This is a genomic window from Streptomyces sp. NPDC002499 (assembly GCF_053595415.1).
In genome coordinates, this window is record NZ_JBSFXO010000022.1 from 25,200 (window position 1) to 42,365 (window position 17,166).

Below are 17,166 nucleotides of genomic sequence, written 5' to 3' on the forward strand. Positions count from 1 at the left end.
TCAGGCTCTCCCGTCGCCGTCAGAGGCCGTAGACGCGGGTGGCCGTGGCCTCGAAGATCTGGGCGTGCGTCGACTCCGGCGTCAACTCCCGTGTCGCGTCGACCACTTGTCCGTACGTCGCGCCCAGCACGGACACCGGCCAGTCCGAGCCGAACATCAGACGGTCGGGGCCGAAGGCGTCGAGGGCCACGTCCACGGCGGGCCGCAGGTCGGCGACGGTCCACGTCTCCGGGTCCGCCTCGGTGACGAGACCCGACACCTTGGCGACCACGTTGGGCAGGGCGGCCAGGGCGCGGAAGTCGGCGGCCCAGGCGTCCACGTTCCCGGACGCGATCGGCGGCTTGCCCAAGTGGTCGAGGACGAAGGTGAGTTCGGGGTGGGACGCGGCGGCCTTGGCACTGGCGGGGAGCTGGTGGGGCTGCACGATCAGGTCGTAGACCAGGCCCGCCGCCGCGAGCGCCGCCAGACCGCGGTGGACGTCGGGGCGCAGCAGCCACTCCGGGTCGGGCTCGCCCTGGACCTGGTGGCGGATGCCCTTGAGGTACCGGCCGCCGGGGAGTTCGCGCAGCCGGGCCAGTTCGTCGGCCACGTCCGGGCGGGTGAGGTCGGTCCAGCCGACCACGCCGACGACGAGGTCGTGCGCGTCCGCCAGGGCCAGGAACTCCGGGGTCTCCTCCGGCACGGTGATCGTCTGCACGAGGACCGTACGGTCGACTCCGGCCGCGCGGGCCTCGGGGACGAGGTCGGTGAGGCCGAAGTCCCGGCGCAGCACGCTGCCTTCGGGGATCCAGTCCTGGTCCCGGACGGACAGGTCCCAGATGTGGTGGTGGGCGTCGACGGTCATGGCAGCTCCCATACGACGGGAAGGCTCGCGTCCGTGCCCCCGTCGGAGTAGTCGTGGACCACGTCGAGGAGCTGGACCATCCGTGCCTGCCAGGCGACGTTGACGGGGAGCTCCTTCAGCGCGGCGAGGAGGCGGGCGTAGTCCTCGCACTCCAGGAGGTGGAAGAGGTCGGTGCCGCTGCGCCAGATGGTCCAGGAGGTGGCGCCTGCCTCGCGGATCGCGGCCGTGAGTTCCTTCGGGACCTCGCGGTGGGCGGCCTCGTACTCGGCGACGCGGTCCGCGCGGACCTTCGTGTGCAGGGCGACTCTCATGACGGCTCCTCGGCGCCGGGCTCGGAGGGCACCGGCGCGTCGGGCGGGATCAGGCCCTCCGCGCGCAGTTCCTCCCAGAACTTCCGCGGCACCGGCGCCGCGAACTGCTCGGCGCAGTCCCGGACTTCGGCCGCCGACCGCGCGCCGACCAGGACGCTCGCGACCACCGGATGCGCGGCACAGAAGGCCAGTGCGGCGGCGCGCAACGTGGTGCCGTGCTGCTCGGCGAGGGCCTTCAGGCGCAGGGCGCGGTCCAGCAACTCCTGTGGCGCGGCGGCGTAGTCGAAGGTCGCGCCCGGCTTCGGGTCGGCGAGCAGGCCGGAGTTGAAGGCACCGCCGATGACGACGGACGTGCCACGTTCCTGGGCCGCCGGGAGGAGGTCGGCGAGGGCCGCGTGGTCCAGGAGTGTGTAGCGCCCGGCGCACAGCACGACGTCGACGTCCGTGTCGCGGACGAAGCGGGTGAGCATCGGCGTCTGGTTCATGCCGGCGCCGATCGCCCGGACCACGCCTTCCGAGCGGAGCTTCTCCAGGGCCGGATAGCCCTCGCGGAAGGCCTCTTCGGCGTGGTCGTCGGGGTCGTGGAGGTAGACGACGTCCACGTGGTCGAGCCCTAGGCGTTCGAGGCTGGACTCCAGGGTGCGGCGTACGCCGTCGGCGGTGAAGTCCCATACGCGCTGATGCGTGGCGGGGACGGCGAAGCCGTTGGCGAGGTCGTCGCCGGTCGCCTCCGGGGTCGGTTCCAGGCGGCGGCCGACCTTGGTGGAGATCGTGTACTCGGACCGCGGGAGCTCGCGCAGGGCCGCGCCGAGCCGGCGTTCGGACAGGCCGATGCCGTAGTGCGGGGCGGTGTCGAAGTAGCGGATGCCCTGCTGCCAGGCGGTGGCGACGGCGTCGTGGGCCTGGTCCTCGCCGAGTTCGGTGTAGAGGTTGCCGAGCGGGGCGGCGCCCAGGCCGAGGGGGCTGACCGGGACTCCGCTCCGGCCGAGGGTGCTCACTGGCCCGCCGGGCGCAGACGCAGGCCCTGCATGCCGCCGTCCACGGCGAGCGAGGTGCCGGTGGTGGCGCCGGACAGGGGGCTGGCGAAGTAGGCGATGGCGCCCGCGACTTCGTCCGCCGAGACGAGCCGTCCGCTGGGCTGGCGGGCCTCCAGCGCGGCCCGTTCGGCGGCCGGGTCGGTGGCCGCGTCCAGCAGTCGGCCGACCCAAGGGGTGTCCGCCGTACCGGGGTTGACGCAGTTGACGCGGATGCCCTCGCGGAGGTGGTCGGCGGCCATGGCGAGGGTGAGGGAGTACACGGCGCCCTTGGTCGCGCTGTACAGGGCGCGTTGGGGCAGGCCCGCCGTGGCCGCGATCGAGCAGGTGTTGACGACGGCCGCGTGCTGCGACTCCCGCAGGTGCGGCAGCGCGGCGCGGGTCACGCGGACGATGCCGACGACGTTGACGTCGAGGACGCGGTGCCACTCGGCGTCGTCGTTGTCCTCGACGGTGCCCTGTGCGCCGACACCCGCGTTGTTGATCACCACGTCGAGACCGCCGAGTTCGGCCACCGCGGCGGCCACCGCCTCCCGTACCGAGGTGTCGTCGCTGACGTCGGCCCGGTAGCCCAGCAGTGGCTTCTCCACCGAGGAGGGGTCGAGGTCGAGGACGGCGACTTGTGCGCCGCGTGCGGCGAGGAGTTCGGCCGTCGCCCTGCCGATGCCGGAGGCGCCGCCGGTGACCAGGGCCTTCAGCCCGTCGAAGTCGGTCATGCCGCCCGTCCCTTCTTCTCGTCCAGGTCGGCGGCCCAGAAGGCGCCGCCGGGAAAGGTGTACCGCGCGATGGACTCCGGCCGCATGGCGGCCGAGAAGCCCGGCGCGCTGGGTGCCGTGTAGTGACCCTCTCTGATCACCACCGGTTCGAGGAAGTGCTCGTGCAGATGATCGACGTATTCGATCACCCGGTCCTCGACCGTGCCGGACACCGACACATAGTCGAACATCGAGAGGTGCTGGACGAGTTCGCACAGGCCGACGCCGCCTGCGTGCGGGCAGACCGGGACGCCGAACTTGGCCGCGAGCAGCAGGATCGCGAGGTTCTCGTTGACGCCGCCGACGCGGGCCGCGTCTATCTGGACGACGTCGAGGGCGCCGGCCTGGAGGAGCTGCTTGAAGACGATCCGGTTCTGGACGTGTTCGCCGGTGGCGACCTTGACGGGGGCGACGGCGGCGCGGATCGCCGCGTGGCCGAGGACGTCGTCGGGGCTGGTGGGTTCCTCGACCCAGTAGGGGTCGAACTCGGCGAGGGCCTTGGTCCAGCGGATCGCCTCGGCCACGTCCCAGCGCTGGTTGGCGTCGATCGCCACGCGGATGTCCGGGCCGACGACCTCGCGGGCGACCCGGCAGCGCCGTATGTCGTCCTCCAGGTCGGCGCCGACCTTCAGTTTGATCTGCTTGAAGCCGTCGGCGACCGCCGCGGCGGCGAGCCGGGTGAGCTTCTCGTCGCTGTAGCCGAGCCAGCCCGGGGAGGTGGTGTAGGCGGGGAAGCCGCGGGCGAGCAGGTCGGCGGTGCGTTCGGCGGCGCCCGCCCGGCCCCGGCGCAGGATCTCCAGGGCTTCTTCGGGGGTGAGCGCGTCGGTGAGGTAGCGGAAGTCGATCTGGCCGACCAGCCATTCGGGCTCGGCGTCGGCGAGCAGGCGCCACAGCGGCTTGTCGGCGCGCTTGGCCGCGAGGTCCCACACGGCGTTGACGACCGCGCCGATCGCCATGTGCATCACGCCCTTCTCGGGCCCCAGCCACCGCAGTTGGCTGTCTCCGATCAGGTCCCGGTACAGCGCCCCCGGGTCGTCGCACACCTCGTCCACGGACCGGCCGACCACATGGTGGCGCAGCGCGTGGATCGCGGCGACCTGGACCTCGTTGCCCCGCCCGATGGTGAAGGTGAACCCGTGCCCCTCCGGCCCCTGCGCGCCGTCCGCCGCTTCCGTGCGCAGCACGACGTACGCGGCCGAGTAGTCGGGGTCCGGGTTCATCGCGTCGGAGCCGTCGAGCTCGCGCGAGGTCGGGAACCGGATGTCATAGGTGTCGACCGCGGTGATGCGGAACGAGGGGACGGGCGTCGCGGACACGTAGGGCCTTTCAGTCGGTGACGGGGAGCGAGGCACGGCCCTAGTCCTGGGCGCGGCCCGTCGTCAGTCGGGCGATCATGAGGGCGACCAGGATGATTCCGCCGTAGATGGCATCGATCCAGAAGGACGGCACCTGGGCCAGGGTGAGCATGTTCTTCACGACACCCAGCAGGAGTACGCCGGTGAGGGCGCCGAACATCGTGCCCCGGCCGCCGTCCAGGCTGATGCCGCCGATGACGGCCGCCGCGAACACCGTGAAGATCATGTTCTGGCCCTGGTTGGCGCCGATCGCGCCGACGTAACCGGTGTACATGAGGCCGCCGAGGGAGGCGAGGACACCGGCGACGACGTACACGCCGAGCCGTACCCGGTCGACGCGGATACCGGCGGCGCGGGCCGCCTCCAGGTTGCCGCCGATCGCGTACAACGAGCGGCCCAGGCGGTGGTACTTGAGGAAGAACCCGGCGATGGCGAAGGCGATGGCGGCCACCCAGACCGACAGGGGGATGCGCAGGAAGGTGCTGGTGGCCAGCGAGAAGAACGAGTCGGGCATGCCGAAGAGCGTCTTGCCCTTGGTGGCGCCGACCAGGAGTCCGCGCAGGATGATCAGCATGGCGAGGGTGACGATGAACGCGTTGAGCTTCACCTTCACCACGAGGATGCCGTTGAAGGCGCCGATCACCGCGCCCACCAGGGGGATCGCCAACAGGGCGAGTCCGGCGGGGAGTTCGGTGCCCCAGCCGGCGTTCGCGGCGGGCAGCACCAGGAGTGCGGCGACTGCCGGCGCGATGCCGACGACCGACTCCAGGGACAGGTCGAACTTGCCGGTGATGAGCACCAGCGACTCGGCCAGCACCACCATCGCGAGCGCCGCGGACGAGGCCAGGATGGAGATCAGGTTGGCTTCGGTGAAGAAGGAGTCGTTGAGCACCGCGCCGAGCAGCAGGAGCACCAGCAGCGCGGGGACGAGGGCGAGTTCACGGGCCCGTCGGACGAGCACCGCCCTCGCCGATCGGGTGTCGGGGATGCTCACCGGCTTCACCGGCGGAGCCTTGGTGTCAGCCATGGTCCACTCCTTCGATGGAGGCGATCAGCTCGTGGTCGCGCCAGCCCGCCGAGTACTCGGCGACGACGCGGCCGTGGAAGAGGACGAGGACGCGGTCGCAGCGCCGCAGGTCGTCGAGTTCGTCGGAGACGACGAGCACGGCGGTGCCGTCCTCGCGGGCGGTGTCCACGCGGGCGAGCAGCGACTCCTTGGACTTCACGTCCACGCCCGCGGTGGGGTTGATGAGGACCAGCAGCCGGGGTTCGGAGGCGAGGGCGCGGGCCATGACGACCTTCTGCGCGTTGCCGCCGGACAGGTCGGAGACGGGTTGCTCGGGGCCCTCGGCGTGGATGTCGAGGCGCTCGATCAGCTCGGTGGCGAAGTCGCGTTTGCGGTCGGTGCCGACGAAGCCGAAGCGGCCGAGCCGTTCCAGGACGCTCATGGTGGCGTTGTCGCCGATGGTCATGCCGGCCACCAGGCCCTGTTCGTGCCGGTCGCGGGGCACGCAGCCGACGCCGGCCCGCAGCGCGGACTGCACGTCGCCGAACGGCAGTGGCTTGCCGTCGAGTTGGGCGGTGCCCGCCGTCGGTGAGTACAACCCGGCGAAGGACTCGGCGAGTTCGATCTTGCCGCTGCCGCTGGATCCGGCGAGCCCGACGACCTCGCCGCGGCGGACGGTCAGGTCGATGTCCTGGTAGGCGTCCGCGGTGAGCCCGCGGGCGTCGAGGAGGACCGGCGCGCTGTCGTCGACGATCTTCTCCTGCACCGCCTGTTCGGCGATCGTCTCCAGGCTCTCCCCCGCCATCGCCTCCACCAGGGCCGCCCGCGGCAGGTCCGCGACGGGGGCCGTGGTGATCCAGCGGGCGTCGCGCAGCACGGTGACGGTCTGGCAGACCTCGTAGACCTCCTGGAGGTGGTGGGAGATGAACAGGAAGGTGACGCCCGAGTCCTGGAGTCCGCGCATGCGGCCGAAGAGCCGCTCGATCTCGCGGTTGTCGAGCTGGGCGGTGGGTTCGTCGAGGATGATGAAGCGGGCGCCGAAGCTCAACGCCCGGGCGATCTCCACCATTTGGCGGTCCTCGACCTTGAGGTCGGCGGTGCGCGCCTCCGGGTCGACGTGCACGTCCCAGGTGTCGAGGAGTTCGGTCGCCTCGGTGCGCAGCCGGCGCCAGCTGATGAACCCGCGGTGCAGCGGCTGGCGGTTGATGAAGAGGTTCTCCGCCACGGTCAACTCGGGGACGACCGTGGGGTGTTGGTAGACGCAGGCCACCTTGCGGCGCCAGGCGTCGCGGTCGGCGAGCGCGGGTGCGGGCTCGCCGTCGAAGCGGACCGTGCCCTCGTCGGCCGCCTGGAGTCCGGTCAGGACCTGGACCAGGGTCGACTTGCCGGCGCCGTTGCGGCCGACGAGGGCGTGGGACTCGCCGGCCAGCACGGTGAGCCGGCCGTCCGCGAGGGCGGTGGTGGGGCCGTAGCGCTTGACGACGCCGACGGCCTCCGCCAGAGGCGTGATCACGGCCGTGCTCATTTGACCGTGTTCCCCCACAGCTTGGGGTCGTCCACGTTGTCCTTCGTCACCAGCGGCGCGGGCAGCTGGTCCTCCAGGATGCCGCTGGGCAGCTTGACGATGGTCGAGTCGTGGTCGGTGGGACCGGGCTTGAAGGTCTTCCCCGCCATCGCGGCCTTGATGTAGTACATGCCGTACTTGGCGTAGGCGTCGGCGGGCTGCGAGACCGTCGCGTCGATCTGGCCCTTGCGGATGGCGTCGAACTCCTGCGGGATGCCGTCGTTGGAGACGATCGTGATGTGGCCCGCCGTACCGGCCGTCTTCAACAGGCCCTTGGACTTGAGGGTCTGCAGGGTCGGCGCCAGGTAGACACCGCCGGCCTGCATGTAGATGCCCTTGATGTCAGGGTTGGCGTTGAGGAGGGTGTCCAGCTTGGAGGCCGCGGTGTCGGACTCCCACTTCGCCGGGATCTCCAGGACCTTGAGCTTGGGGTACTTCGTCTTCACGCAGTCCCGGAAGGCCTCGGAGCGGTCCCGGCCGTTGACCGAGGCCAGGTCGCCCATGATCTGCACGACCTTGCCGCTGGTGATGTGCTGGCCCAGGTACTCGCAGGCCTTCTCGCCGTACGCCACGTTGTTCGCGCGCACGACCATCGCGACCTTGCCCTTGTCGGGCGCCACGTCGACCGCGACCACGGGCACGCCCTTGCGGTCGGCCTGGTCGAGTCCGGCCTCGATCGCGGCGCTGTCCAGCGGGGCCACGACCAGGCCCTTCACGCCTTGGTTGAGCTGGTTGTTGATGTCGGTGATCTGCTGGGCCGGGTCACTGTTGGAGTTGACCGTCTTCAGCGCGTCGACACCCTCGGACTTGGCCATCTTCGGCACGTAGTCGTTGTACGACTGCCAGAACGGCGAGGTCAGCAGCGGCAGGATCACCCCGACCTTGCCGGTTCCCCCGCCGCCTCCCGCGCTGCCGGAGCCGCCGGTGTCCTTGGTGCTGCCGCACGCGGTGAGCGCGAGCGACACGCTCGCCGCCGCGGCCACCGCGCCGAGCATTCTGAACCTGGTGCGCTTCCCCACTGTCCTGCCGGGCATCTGGCGGCTCCTCGTTGAGCTGTGTTCGAGCGGATGACCGCATACTTATCAGACCACTCTGCCGAAAGAACACCCTCCAGCGGCAGATTTTCCTTGATTCAAGCCGTAGTGGTCCGACCACTGTGCCGGTTAGACTTCGGCGCACCCGGTGACTGGAGGAACGGCGTGGACGAGACGGCTCCGCAGAAGGGCACCGTGACCCAGCGCGCGATCGAGCAGGTCAAGGGCATGATCGGCGAGGGTCGCCTGGAGCCCGGCCAACGGCTGCCCACCGAGCGCGATCTCGCGGTCCAGCTCGGCATCTCCCGCAGCTCGATGCGCGAGGCGATCCGCGCGCTCACCGTGCTGGGCGTGCTGGAGGCCCGGCACGGCTCCGGGATCTACGTCACCCAGCTGGAGGCCGGCGATCTCCTGGAGACCTTCGGCGTGGTCGCCGACCTGTCCCGGGGCCCGCAGCTGGTGGAACTGCTCGAAGTACGCCGCGTCCTGGAGTCGACGGCGACCGCGCTGGCGGCGGCCCGGATCACGCCGGACCAGCTCGCCGAGGTGGAGAAGCACCTCACCGCGATGAACGCCACCGACGACCCCGAGGAGATCCTCGCCCACGACCTCGCCTTCCACCGCGAGATCGCGACGGCGGCCGGCAACGACACCATGGCCGCCATCCTGGAGGGCCTGTCGTCACGGACCTTCCGGGCCCGGGTCTGGCGCGGCTACCAGGAGGAGGGCGCCTTCGAGCGCACCAGACGGGAGCACGCGGCGATCCACCGGGCCCTGGTGGCCCACGACCCGGAGGCGGCACGGGCGGCGGCGGCCGCGCACGTGGGCGAGGTGGAGCAGTGGCTGCGGACGCAGCTCAGTGAGCAGGGCCTGTCCGGCGGATCAGCGCCCCAGGCGCGGGGCGAGGACTGATCGGGCGAGGGACGAGTGGTCCCCGGGGCGTTGAACAGGGACGGGCGAGCGCCTCAGCACCCGCCCGTCTCCATCCGGACCTGACGCGTCAGGCCCGCTTGAACCTCAGCGTCACCAGCTCGAACGGCCGCAGCCGCAGAGCGACCTGATTGCCCGTCACTTCGGGCGCGGGCGCCTCTTCCTCGGTGAGCGGTCGCTCCAGCAGGTCCGTCGCCGTCACCTCCGCCAGCTCGAACCCGGCCGTGAGCGTCGCGCGTGCCCGTCCGCCGTGGGCCTCGTGGAAGCGCACGACCACGTCACCGCTCCCGTCGTCGGCGAGCTTGACCGCCGTCACCACGACCGCGTCCCGGTCGACGGCGACCAGCGGCGCGACCTCGCCCGCACCCTCGAGTCGCCGCTCCGGCACATTGATCCGCCAGCCCTCGCGCACCGCGTCCCCGATGCCCGCACCCGGCACCAGCGCGTGCCGGAAGCGGTGGACGCCCTGGTCGGTCTCGGGGTCCGGGAAGCGGGGGGCACGCAGCAGGGAGACGCGGACGGTGGTGGTCGTGCCCCGGTCGCCGTCCGTTCTGACCGTGCGGGTCACGTCGTGTCCGTACGTCGAGTCGTTGACGACGGCCACGCCCCAGCCCGGCTCCTCCAGGTGGACGAAGCGGTGGTTGCAGGCCTCGAACTTGGCCGCCTCCCATGAGGTGTTGGTGTGGGTGGGCCGGTGGAAGTGCCCGAACTGCGTCTCCGACGCGTACCGTTCGGCGTGCACGTCGAGCGGGAAGGCGAGCTTGAGGAACTTCTCCGTCTCGTGCCAGTCCACCTCGGTGTCCACCAACAGCCGCCGCTCCCCCGGTGCCAGGGACAGCACCTGGGTGACCCGGGAGGCTCCGAAGCTACGGGTGACACGCACCCCGTTACCCTCCGGCACGACCTCGTCCGCGTCGGTGAGGTCCGTGACGGTGTTGCGGTAGAACTCGTCCACGTCCCACGCGTCCCACATGTTCGGGAAGTCCGCGTGGAGTTGGAGCAGGTTGGCCGCCCGGCCCGGTGCGACGGACTCGCGGTCCGCCTCGATGTCGTAGGCCGATACGACCAGGCCCTGGCCGTCGATCTCGATCCGCAGTCGGCCGTTGTCCAGGACGTGTCCGCCGCCCTCGCGCGCGGTGACCGCAGTCTCGCCGTCGGCCGCCGCCTCTCCCGCACCACCGGCCGAGATACCCGCGCGGGTGTGCGGGGCCGCGTTGAAGACGAGGGGCGTCGTGCCCTCGCCGGCCAGGGCACGCTGGGCCGCGTCGATGATCGCGGTCAGCTCCTCGGCGAGCCGCGCGTACGTCCGCCGCGCCTCCCGGTGGACCCAGGCGATCGACGAGCCGGGCAGGATGTCGTGGAACTGGTGCAGCAGGACCGTCTTCCAGATGCGGTCCAACTCCTCGTACGGATAAGGGAATCCGGTCCGTACGGCCGCCGTCGCCGCCCACAGCTCGGCCTCGCGCAGGAGGTGCTCGCTGCGGCGGTTGCCCTGCTTGGTCTGCGCCTGGCTGGTGAGGGTCGCGCGGTGGAGTTCGAGGTAGAGCTCGCCGACCCAGACCGGCGGCTCGGGGTACTCGGCCTCGGCCTTCTCGAAGAACTCCCGCGGGGTCTCCCAGACGACGGTCGCCGAGCCCTCCAGGTCCCGCAGCCGGGCCGCCTTCGCGACCATCTCGCGGGTGGTGCCACCGCCGCCGTCGCCCCAGCCGGTGGGGGCGAGGGAGTGCCGGGCGACGCCCTTGTCCTTGAAGTTGGTCGCCGCGTGGGCGATCTCGCTGCCCTTCATGGAGCAGTTGTAGGTGTCGACGGGCGGGAAGTGCGTGAAGATCCGGGTGCCGTCGATGCCCTCCCAACGGAAGGTGTGGTGCGGGAACTTGTTGGTCTGCGACCACGAGATCTTCTGCGTCAGCAGCCACTTGGAGCCCGCCGCCTTGATGATCTGCGGCAGACCTGCGGCGAAGCCGAAGGTGTCGGGCAGCCAGGCCTCGTCGTTCTCGACACCGAACTCGTCGATGAAGAACCGCTTGCCGTGCACGAACTGACGGGCCATCGCCTCCGAGCCCGGCATGTTGGTGTCCGACTCGACCCACATACCGCCGGCCGGCACGAACCGCCCGTCCGCCACGGCCTTCTTCACCTTCGCCCACACCTCGGGCCGGTGTTCCTTCACCCACGCCCACTGCTGCGCCTGCGACATGGCGAAGACGAACTCGGGCTCGTCCTCCAGGAGGGCGGTCATGTTCGAGGTCGTACGAGCCACCTTGCGGACCGTCTCGCGCAGCGGCCACAGCCACGCCGAGTCGATGTGCGCGTGGCCGACGGCGCTGATGCGGTGCGCGGAGGGGACGGCCGGGGCGGCGAGGACGTCAGTGAGGCGCGAACGGGCGCGCTCCGCAGACCCGTTGACGTCCTGGAGGTCGATGGCGTCCAGTGCCCGCTCCACCGCGCGCAGGATGTCCCAGCGGCGGGCCGACTCCACCGGCAGCTCGGCCATCAGCTCGCCGAGCACCTCCAGGTCCAGCACGAGCTGCCACACGGTCTCGTCGAAGACGGCGAGGTCCATGCGGGTGAGCTTGTACTGCGGTTCGTCGCCGGCCGTCTCCTTGTCGCCCAACTGCGTGGGCAGGAAGGGGTGGTAGTCGAGGATGACGGGGTTGGAGGCGGCCTCGACGTGCAGGACGACCTCCTCGCCGCCCTCGACGGGCGCGCCGACACGCACCCACTGGTTGCGCGGGTTGAGGCCCTTCACCGGGGTGCCGTCGGGCCGGTAGACCAGGCCCTCGCACTGGAAGCCGGGCATGTTCTCGTCGAAGCCGAGGTCCAGGATCGCCTCGACGGTCTTGCCGGCCCACGCCTGCGGGACCGTCCCGGAGACGCGGAACCAGCTGGTCCCCCAAGGAGCACCCCACCGGGCGCCCACCTCGATCGGCTCGGGCTCGGCCGCGAGCCCTTCGGCGACCAGCACGGGCTCGCCGGGCGCGTTCCACACCGCCACTTCCAGCGGGACGGACTCCGGATATACGGCGGGGCGGACGCGCTCGTCGAGGACGCGCTTGAGGCGGGCTTCGACCAGGTTGCGGTCGTCATGCATGCGGGGTGCTCCAAGACTGGGTGGACGATTACCGGTGGTGAGCGACGGCTACCAGGTGTGAGTCACCGTGACGGGAGCCGACGCGGTATACAGCTCCCCCACCGCGCTCAGCTCGAACCGTGCGGCCTGCTCACCCTGCTCGGCCCTGAGCCCGGCGACGAAGTACGCGAGCTGGGCGGTGCCGCCGAGGAAGCGGCGGGTGCCGTCGGGCAGGAGGCGGTGCAGCTCGTAGTGGCGTACGGGGCCCGGGGCGGCGCTCCAGCCGAAGCGCAGGTCGCCGCCGGTGGCCGCGGTGATGTCGAAGCCGGCCGGGGCGTCAGGGGTGTCGGGCGTGTCGTGGACGGCGATACCACCGAGCCGCCACCGCACCGAGGCGCCGGCCACGGTCCCGGTTAGCCGCACGCCGATCGCGTGCACGGTCCCGGAGAGCCCTGTGAGCGGGACGGTCACCGTCTGCCACCCGTTGACCGAGTTCACAGGCGAAGCCGCGTCCACCGGCAGATACGTGTACGGCGGTGTCGCCCCCGGTGAACTCGCCTCCGCGGTCGCCACCGCCAGCTCGACGTTCACATCCCCGGCATCGGCCTTGTACGTCAGCTCGACAACCGTGTTCACACCGATCGGCAGCCTGGTCGCGTACACCTCCAGGTCCGTCGGCGCGTCCAGCGCACCGGCGACCAGCACACTGCTCCCACCGCGCCACGCGTCCGCGAAGTCGAAGGTCACGGCGGGCCGCTGCCCCGAGGTGTGCACCGCCCAGCGCCGCGAGGGAAGCCGGTCCTGCACCCCGAGGTGGTTCCACGCCGTGTCCGACGTGACCGCCCCGTCCTCGTACCACCGCAGCCCGTGCCCGGTGTTGAACACGCTCGCGAACGGCAGCGCGCCGACCGTCGACCGGTCGGCGACCGACACGGCCGGCGCCCGCCAGGGATCGGTGGTGTCCGGCCGCGAGGGATCGAGGGACCGCCCGGTCCAGAACCGGTCGTCGGAGGCGTGGAAGTCGCCCGGAGTCCGGCTCGCGGGAAGGTGGTTGCGGGTCCACTCGGGCCGGTAGAGGCCGATCGACGTGACGTGCGCCTTGGTGGTGGGCACGATCGCGTCCCAACTCACCGATGAATTGGAGCCGTTGGACTCGACGTCCACGCCCGCCCACAGCTCGTACCGGCTGCGCCCCAGATCCACGGCCTTCTGCCCCGACGAGGCGAGCGTGCTCGTGCTCCACCGGAAGTCGACGAACATGTCGTCCGCGGCCTGGAAGAAGGCCTGGTTCTGCGTGTTGAGGGCGCCCTGCCAGCTCACCGTGCCGTTCACGGTCATCGAGTCGTACCAGGTCACCCGCTGCCCCTGGGCCACCGCGAGGGCCTTCAACTCCTTGACGAAGCCGAGCATGTCGGTGCCGAGGGCGGTGTTGCCACCGCTGGTCTCGGCGTTCACGAACCACCCGTCGAAGCCGTACGCGGCGGCGACGGCCACGAGTTGGGCGGCGAGCGGGTAGTGCCCGGTCGCGTCCTTCTGCACCAGGTCGCGGGTCCACTGGAGCTGGCCGCCGTACGCGGTGGGCGGCAGGAAGATGTTGCCGAGCACGGGCACGCCGTGCCGGTGGGCGGCGTCGACGATCGGCGCGTTCGGGGCGAGGATGAGCCCCTCCCCCGACGAGCCGCCCCAGAACACCAGCTCGTCCATGTACGCCCAGTGGGTGAGGGCGTAGTAGTCGGCGGTGGCCGCGCCCTGGGACGGGTTGCTGGATGTCGGTCCGAAGGAGACCAAGGACTGGACGCGGGCCTGTTCCGAGCGGGCGGTCGTGTTCGCCTGGGTCGGGGTGAAGCGGGTCGCGAGCGGGACGGACGCGGCGTTGAAGGCGAGGTCCGCGTCACCGGCGGCCGTCCACGCCTTCAGGCTGCGCCAGGTGATGCCCGTGCCGGGGGTGCCCGAGGGGAACGAGTCCGGGTACCAGTACGAGGCGTACGGCGGGGTCGCCGCGGCGGCCTCGGCCTTCGGGGTCACGGCGAAGGCGGGTGCCGACGGCAGCAGGGCGGCTGCCGTGCCGGCGATCAGGACGGTGCGTCTGGTGGGGTTCACGAGCTGGTGTCTCCTGGTGGGGTGGGGAGTACCTGTTCGGGACGGACGACTTCGGTGATGCCACGCGCGGCGAGATGATCCTTGTCGTCCGCGCGCGTGTCCAGGACGGTCGTGGGCCGGACACCGTCGGCGGTCAGCCGGAAGAAGGCGTCGTAGACCGGGCCGCCGGGCGCGCAGAGCGAGCGGACGGCCGGGTCGGCGGGGACCGTGAGTGCGGTGGTGCGGGGGGCGGGGGTGCGCGGTCCGGAGGCGGACGCCGAGGCATGGCCGCGGACGCGGGCCGCCGCGTCCGCCAGCACCCGCGCCGTGTCCTTCGGCTTGCGGTCGTTCGTCAACAGCCCGAGCCCGTATTCGAGTTCGGGGAAGTCGGCGAGATCGCGGGACACGTCGTGGGAGCACCACCACGTGATGCCCCACAGGTCGGGGCAGTCGAGCGCGTTCGTGACGGTCGCCTCGGTGAAGGCGGCGGCGTGCTCGGCCGGGATCAGGGGTGCGGGGGCGCCGACCTCCTGGAGCCAGACGGGCCGGTGGGGATCGTCGGCCCAGGCCTTGCTCAACTCGACGAGGTACGCGGCATGGTGTTCGCTCGGCACGGAGGTACGGCCGTGCCGCTGGGCGGTGCCGTTGAAGACCCAGGAGTGCACGGCCGTCACGGCGCCGTGCCGGGCGGCCTGGCCCGGGGTGAACGGCATGTCGTCCTGGTACCAGGTGGCGTCGTACTCGGCGTGCAGGTGCAGCCTGCCGGGGGCGCCCTGTTCGCAGGCGGCGAGCATGCGCGTGAGCCACGCGTCGATCTCGTCGGACGTCGCCCGGTCGGGGTCGGGATGCGGGCCCGCCGAGAACTGGTTGACCTCGTTGCCGAGGGTCATCCCGATGAAGTTGGACCGGCCGGCGAGGGCGGCGGCGAGGGTGCGCAGGTAGGCGGCCTGGCCGTCGAGGACGTCAGGGTCGGTGAAGAGGTTGCGCCGGTGCCAGGTCCGGGTCCAGGCGGGCAGGTAGTCGAAGCTGCTCAAGTGGCCTTGCAGACCGTCCACGTTGACGTCGAGGCCGCGTTCGGCGGCGGCGTCGACGAGCTGGACGAGCTGCTCGACGGCGCGGGGGCGGATCAGGGTGCGGTTCGGCTGGAAGTACGGCCACAGCGGGAAGACGCGGATGTGGTCGAGGCCCAGTGCGGCGATGGAGTCGAGGTCGGCCCGTACGGAGTCGAGGTCGAAGTCGAGCCAGTGGTGGAACCACCCTTCGCTGGGGGTGTAGTTGACGCCGAAGCGCACGGCAGCAGACATGCGGAGGTCCTTGTGCTCAGGGGAGGTTCAGCCCTTGACCGCGCCCTCGCCGACCCCGCGGAAGAAGTACCGCTGGAGACAGGCGAAGAGGGCGATCAGCGGTGCCACGGCGATGACCGTGCCCGCCGCGACGAGCCGTTCGTCGTTGGCGAAGGTGCCGTGCAGGTAGTTGAGTCCGATGGTGAGCGTGAACTTGTCGGGGTCGCTCAGCACGATGAGCGGCCACAGGAAGTCGTCCCAGGCGCCCATGAAGGCGAAGATCGCGACGACCGCGAGGGTGCCTTTCACCGACGGCACCGCGATCCGCAGGAACCGCTGCCAGACGTTGGCGCCGTCCATGTAGGCGGCCTCCTCTATCTCGTAGGGGAGGTTGAGGAAGGCGTTGCGCATCAGCAGCACGTTCATCGAGGCGATGCAGGCGGGCAGGACGACGCCGATCAGGGTGTTGTTGAGGTCGAGCTCCCGCATGGTCGTGAACTGGGCGATGATGATGCTCTCGGCCGGCACGAGCATGGCCAGGATGAAGACGAGGGTGGCCACCCGCCGTCCCCGGTAGCGCAGTCGGGCCAGGGCGTATCCCGCGAGGGCCGAACCGACGCAGTTGGTCACGACGTTGGCGGTGGCGACCTTCAGCGAGTTGAAGGCGTAGTCCCAGACCGGGATGGTGTCGGCGACCCGGCTGTAGTTGTGCAGGGTGGGGTGGCCGGGCAGGAAGCTCGGCGGGGAGCTGTAGATGTCCTCGGTGGGGCCCTTGAGCGAGGTGGACAGCTGCCACAGGAACGGGCCGACGGTCAGGGCGAGCACGGCGAGCAACAGCACGTAGCGCAGGGCCAGTTCCCACACCCGGATGCGGCGGCCGTGCTCGTCGGTGACCCGGGGTTCGCGGGCGGTGGCCTGCTTCCGGTCGGGCCGCACCTTCTCCAGGACGCTCATGACTCGTCCTTCCGGTCGGCCCGCAGGACGAGCAGCATCAAGACGACGGTGATGACGAAGACGACCACCGAGATGGCGGAGGCGTAGCCGACGCGGCCGGTCAGGCCGGTGCCGGTGCGCTGGACGAGCATGACGAGGGTGGTGTCCTCGCCGGCCGGTCCGCCGCTGGGGCCCGCCATCAGGTAGACCTCGGAGAACACCTTGAAGGCGGCCACCGAGGAGAGCGCGCCGACCAGGACCATGGTGGAGCGGACAGCGGGCACGGTGACGGTGACGAAGCGGCGGATCGCTCCGGCGCCGTCGACCGCGGCCGCCTCGTGCAGCTCGCGCGGCACGTTCGCCAGCGCGGCCAGATAAATGATCATGTAGTAGCCGAGGCCTTTCCAGACCGTGACCGCCATCGCGCTCACCAGGAGCAGCCACTGGTCGCTGAGGAAGCCGACCCGGCCGACCCCGATGGTCTCCAACAGCGAGTTGATCAGGCCGCGTTCGTCCAGCAGCCACACCCAGATCAGGCCGACCACGACGATCGAGGCGACGACCGGGGTGTAGAAGGCGGACCGGAAGAAGGTGATGCCGGGGATGTTCTTCTGCACCAGCATCGCGAGCAGCAGGGGCAGGATCACGAGCGCGGGCACGACGCCGAGGATGTAGAGCGTGCTGTTGCGCAGGCCGATCCAGAACATGTCGTCGTGCCACAGCTCGCGGAAGTTGGCGAGGCCCACGAACTTGCCGGGGATCAGGGTGCGGCGGTCGGTGAAGGAGTTGATCACCGTGGAGACGAACGGGTACAGGACGAACACGCCGGTGATCAGCAGCCCGGGTGCGGCGAACAGCCAGGGGCTGCTGGGCAGTTGACGCCGTACGCGTCGTACCGGCCGCTCGCCCGGCACCCGGGATCCGCGCCGCACCCGGGACTCGGTGGGAACAGTGGAACTCGCCATGTC

General features: G+C 70.9%; 14 protein-coding genes. 1 reads left to right on the top strand and 13 read right to left on the bottom strand.

The window, feature by feature from the left end:
- Positions 1–19: 19 nt before the first annotated feature.
- From ACWD5F_RS44460 to ACWD5F_RS44495, 8 genes are read right to left on the bottom strand one after another with little or no spacing between them, the layout of a single operon-like run.
- Positions 20–844, bottom strand: coding sequence for an amidohydrolase family protein (locus ACWD5F_RS44460; RefSeq protein ID WP_451261834.1), 825 nt, complete (start codon positions 842–844; stop codon positions 20–22).
- A complete protein-coding gene (locus tag ACWD5F_RS44465; protein WP_401711540.1) occupies positions 841–1,155 on the bottom strand; it encodes an L-rhamnose mutarotase in 315 nt (104 codons plus the stop codon). Before ACWD5F_RS44465 ends, ACWD5F_RS44460 begins: the two co-directional genes overlap by 4 nt.
- Positions 1,152–2,153 (bottom strand): aldo/keto reductase, encoded by a 1,002-nt coding sequence (locus ACWD5F_RS44470; protein WP_451261835.1) that lies wholly within the window; start codon positions 2,151–2,153, stop codon positions 1,152–1,154. The genes ACWD5F_RS44465 and ACWD5F_RS44470 overlap by 4 nt, the downstream gene beginning before the upstream one ends.
- Entirely contained in the window at positions 2,150–2,905 is a 756-nt protein-coding gene (locus tag ACWD5F_RS44475; protein WP_451261836.1) for an SDR family NAD(P)-dependent oxidoreductase, read from the bottom strand. Before ACWD5F_RS44475 ends, ACWD5F_RS44470 begins: the two co-directional genes overlap by 4 nt.
- On the bottom strand, positions 2,902–4,260 hold the full coding sequence (locus ACWD5F_RS44480) for an L-fuconate dehydratase (protein WP_401711548.1): 1,359 nt from the start codon (positions 4,258–4,260) through the stop codon (positions 2,902–2,904). The genes ACWD5F_RS44475 and ACWD5F_RS44480 overlap by 4 nt, the downstream gene beginning before the upstream one ends.
- Positions 4,261–4,300: 40 nt before the next feature.
- On the bottom strand, positions 4,301–5,326 hold the full coding sequence (locus tag ACWD5F_RS44485; protein WP_401711551.1) for an ABC transporter permease: 1,026 nt from the start codon (positions 5,324–5,326) through the stop codon (positions 4,301–4,303).
- Complete coding sequence (locus ACWD5F_RS44490) at positions 5,319–6,818, bottom strand: sugar ABC transporter ATP-binding protein (RefSeq protein WP_451261853.1); 1,500 nt, start codon at positions 6,816–6,818, stop codon at positions 5,319–5,321. The genes ACWD5F_RS44485 and ACWD5F_RS44490 overlap by 8 nt, the downstream gene beginning before the upstream one ends.
- Before the next feature lie 8 nt (positions 6,819–6,826).
- On the bottom strand, positions 6,827–7,903 hold the full coding sequence (locus ACWD5F_RS44495; RefSeq protein ID WP_401711557.1) for a sugar ABC transporter substrate-binding protein: 1,077 nt from the start codon (positions 7,901–7,903) through the stop codon (positions 6,827–6,829).
- Positions 7,904–8,068: 165 nt separating this feature from the next.
- Between ACWD5F_RS44495 and ACWD5F_RS44500 the strand changes: the two genes are divergently transcribed.
- On the top strand, positions 8,069–8,815 hold the full coding sequence (locus ACWD5F_RS44500; RefSeq protein ID WP_401711560.1) for a FadR/GntR family transcriptional regulator: 747 nt from the start codon (positions 8,069–8,071) through the stop codon (positions 8,813–8,815).
- 88 nt (positions 8,816–8,903) lie between these two features.
- On the opposite strand, the gene ACWD5F_RS44505 is transcribed toward ACWD5F_RS44500, so the two are convergent.
- The 5 genes from ACWD5F_RS44505 to ACWD5F_RS44525 are packed head-to-tail and all read right to left on the bottom strand — an operon-like array spanning position 8,904 to position 17,163.
- Positions 8,904–11,924, bottom strand: a complete 3,021-nt coding sequence (locus ACWD5F_RS44505; protein WP_451261838.1) for an alpha-mannosidase — start codon at positions 11,922–11,924, stop codon at positions 8,904–8,906.
- A gap of 48 nt (positions 11,925–11,972) precedes the next feature.
- On the bottom strand, positions 11,973–14,003 hold the full coding sequence (locus tag ACWD5F_RS44510; RefSeq protein WP_451261839.1) for an endo-beta-N-acetylglucosaminidase: 2,031 nt from the start codon (positions 14,001–14,003) through the stop codon (positions 11,973–11,975).
- On the bottom strand, positions 14,000–15,286 hold the full coding sequence (locus ACWD5F_RS44515; protein WP_451261840.1) for a glycoside hydrolase 5 family protein: 1,287 nt from the start codon (positions 15,284–15,286) through the stop codon (positions 14,000–14,002). Before ACWD5F_RS44515 ends, ACWD5F_RS44510 begins: the two co-directional genes overlap by 4 nt.
- A gap of 27 nt (positions 15,287–15,313) precedes the next feature.
- A complete protein-coding gene (locus ACWD5F_RS44520) occupies positions 15,314–16,219 on the bottom strand; it encodes a carbohydrate ABC transporter permease (protein ID WP_451261842.1) in 906 nt (301 codons plus the stop codon).
- Positions 16,216–17,163 carry a carbohydrate ABC transporter permease gene (locus tag ACWD5F_RS44525; RefSeq protein WP_451261843.1) on the bottom strand — a complete coding sequence of 316 codons (948 nt, stop codon included), beginning with the start codon at positions 17,161–17,163 and terminating at the stop codon, positions 16,216–16,218. Before ACWD5F_RS44525 ends, ACWD5F_RS44520 begins: the two co-directional genes overlap by 4 nt.
- Between the last annotated feature and the right edge of the window lie 3 nt (positions 17,164–17,166).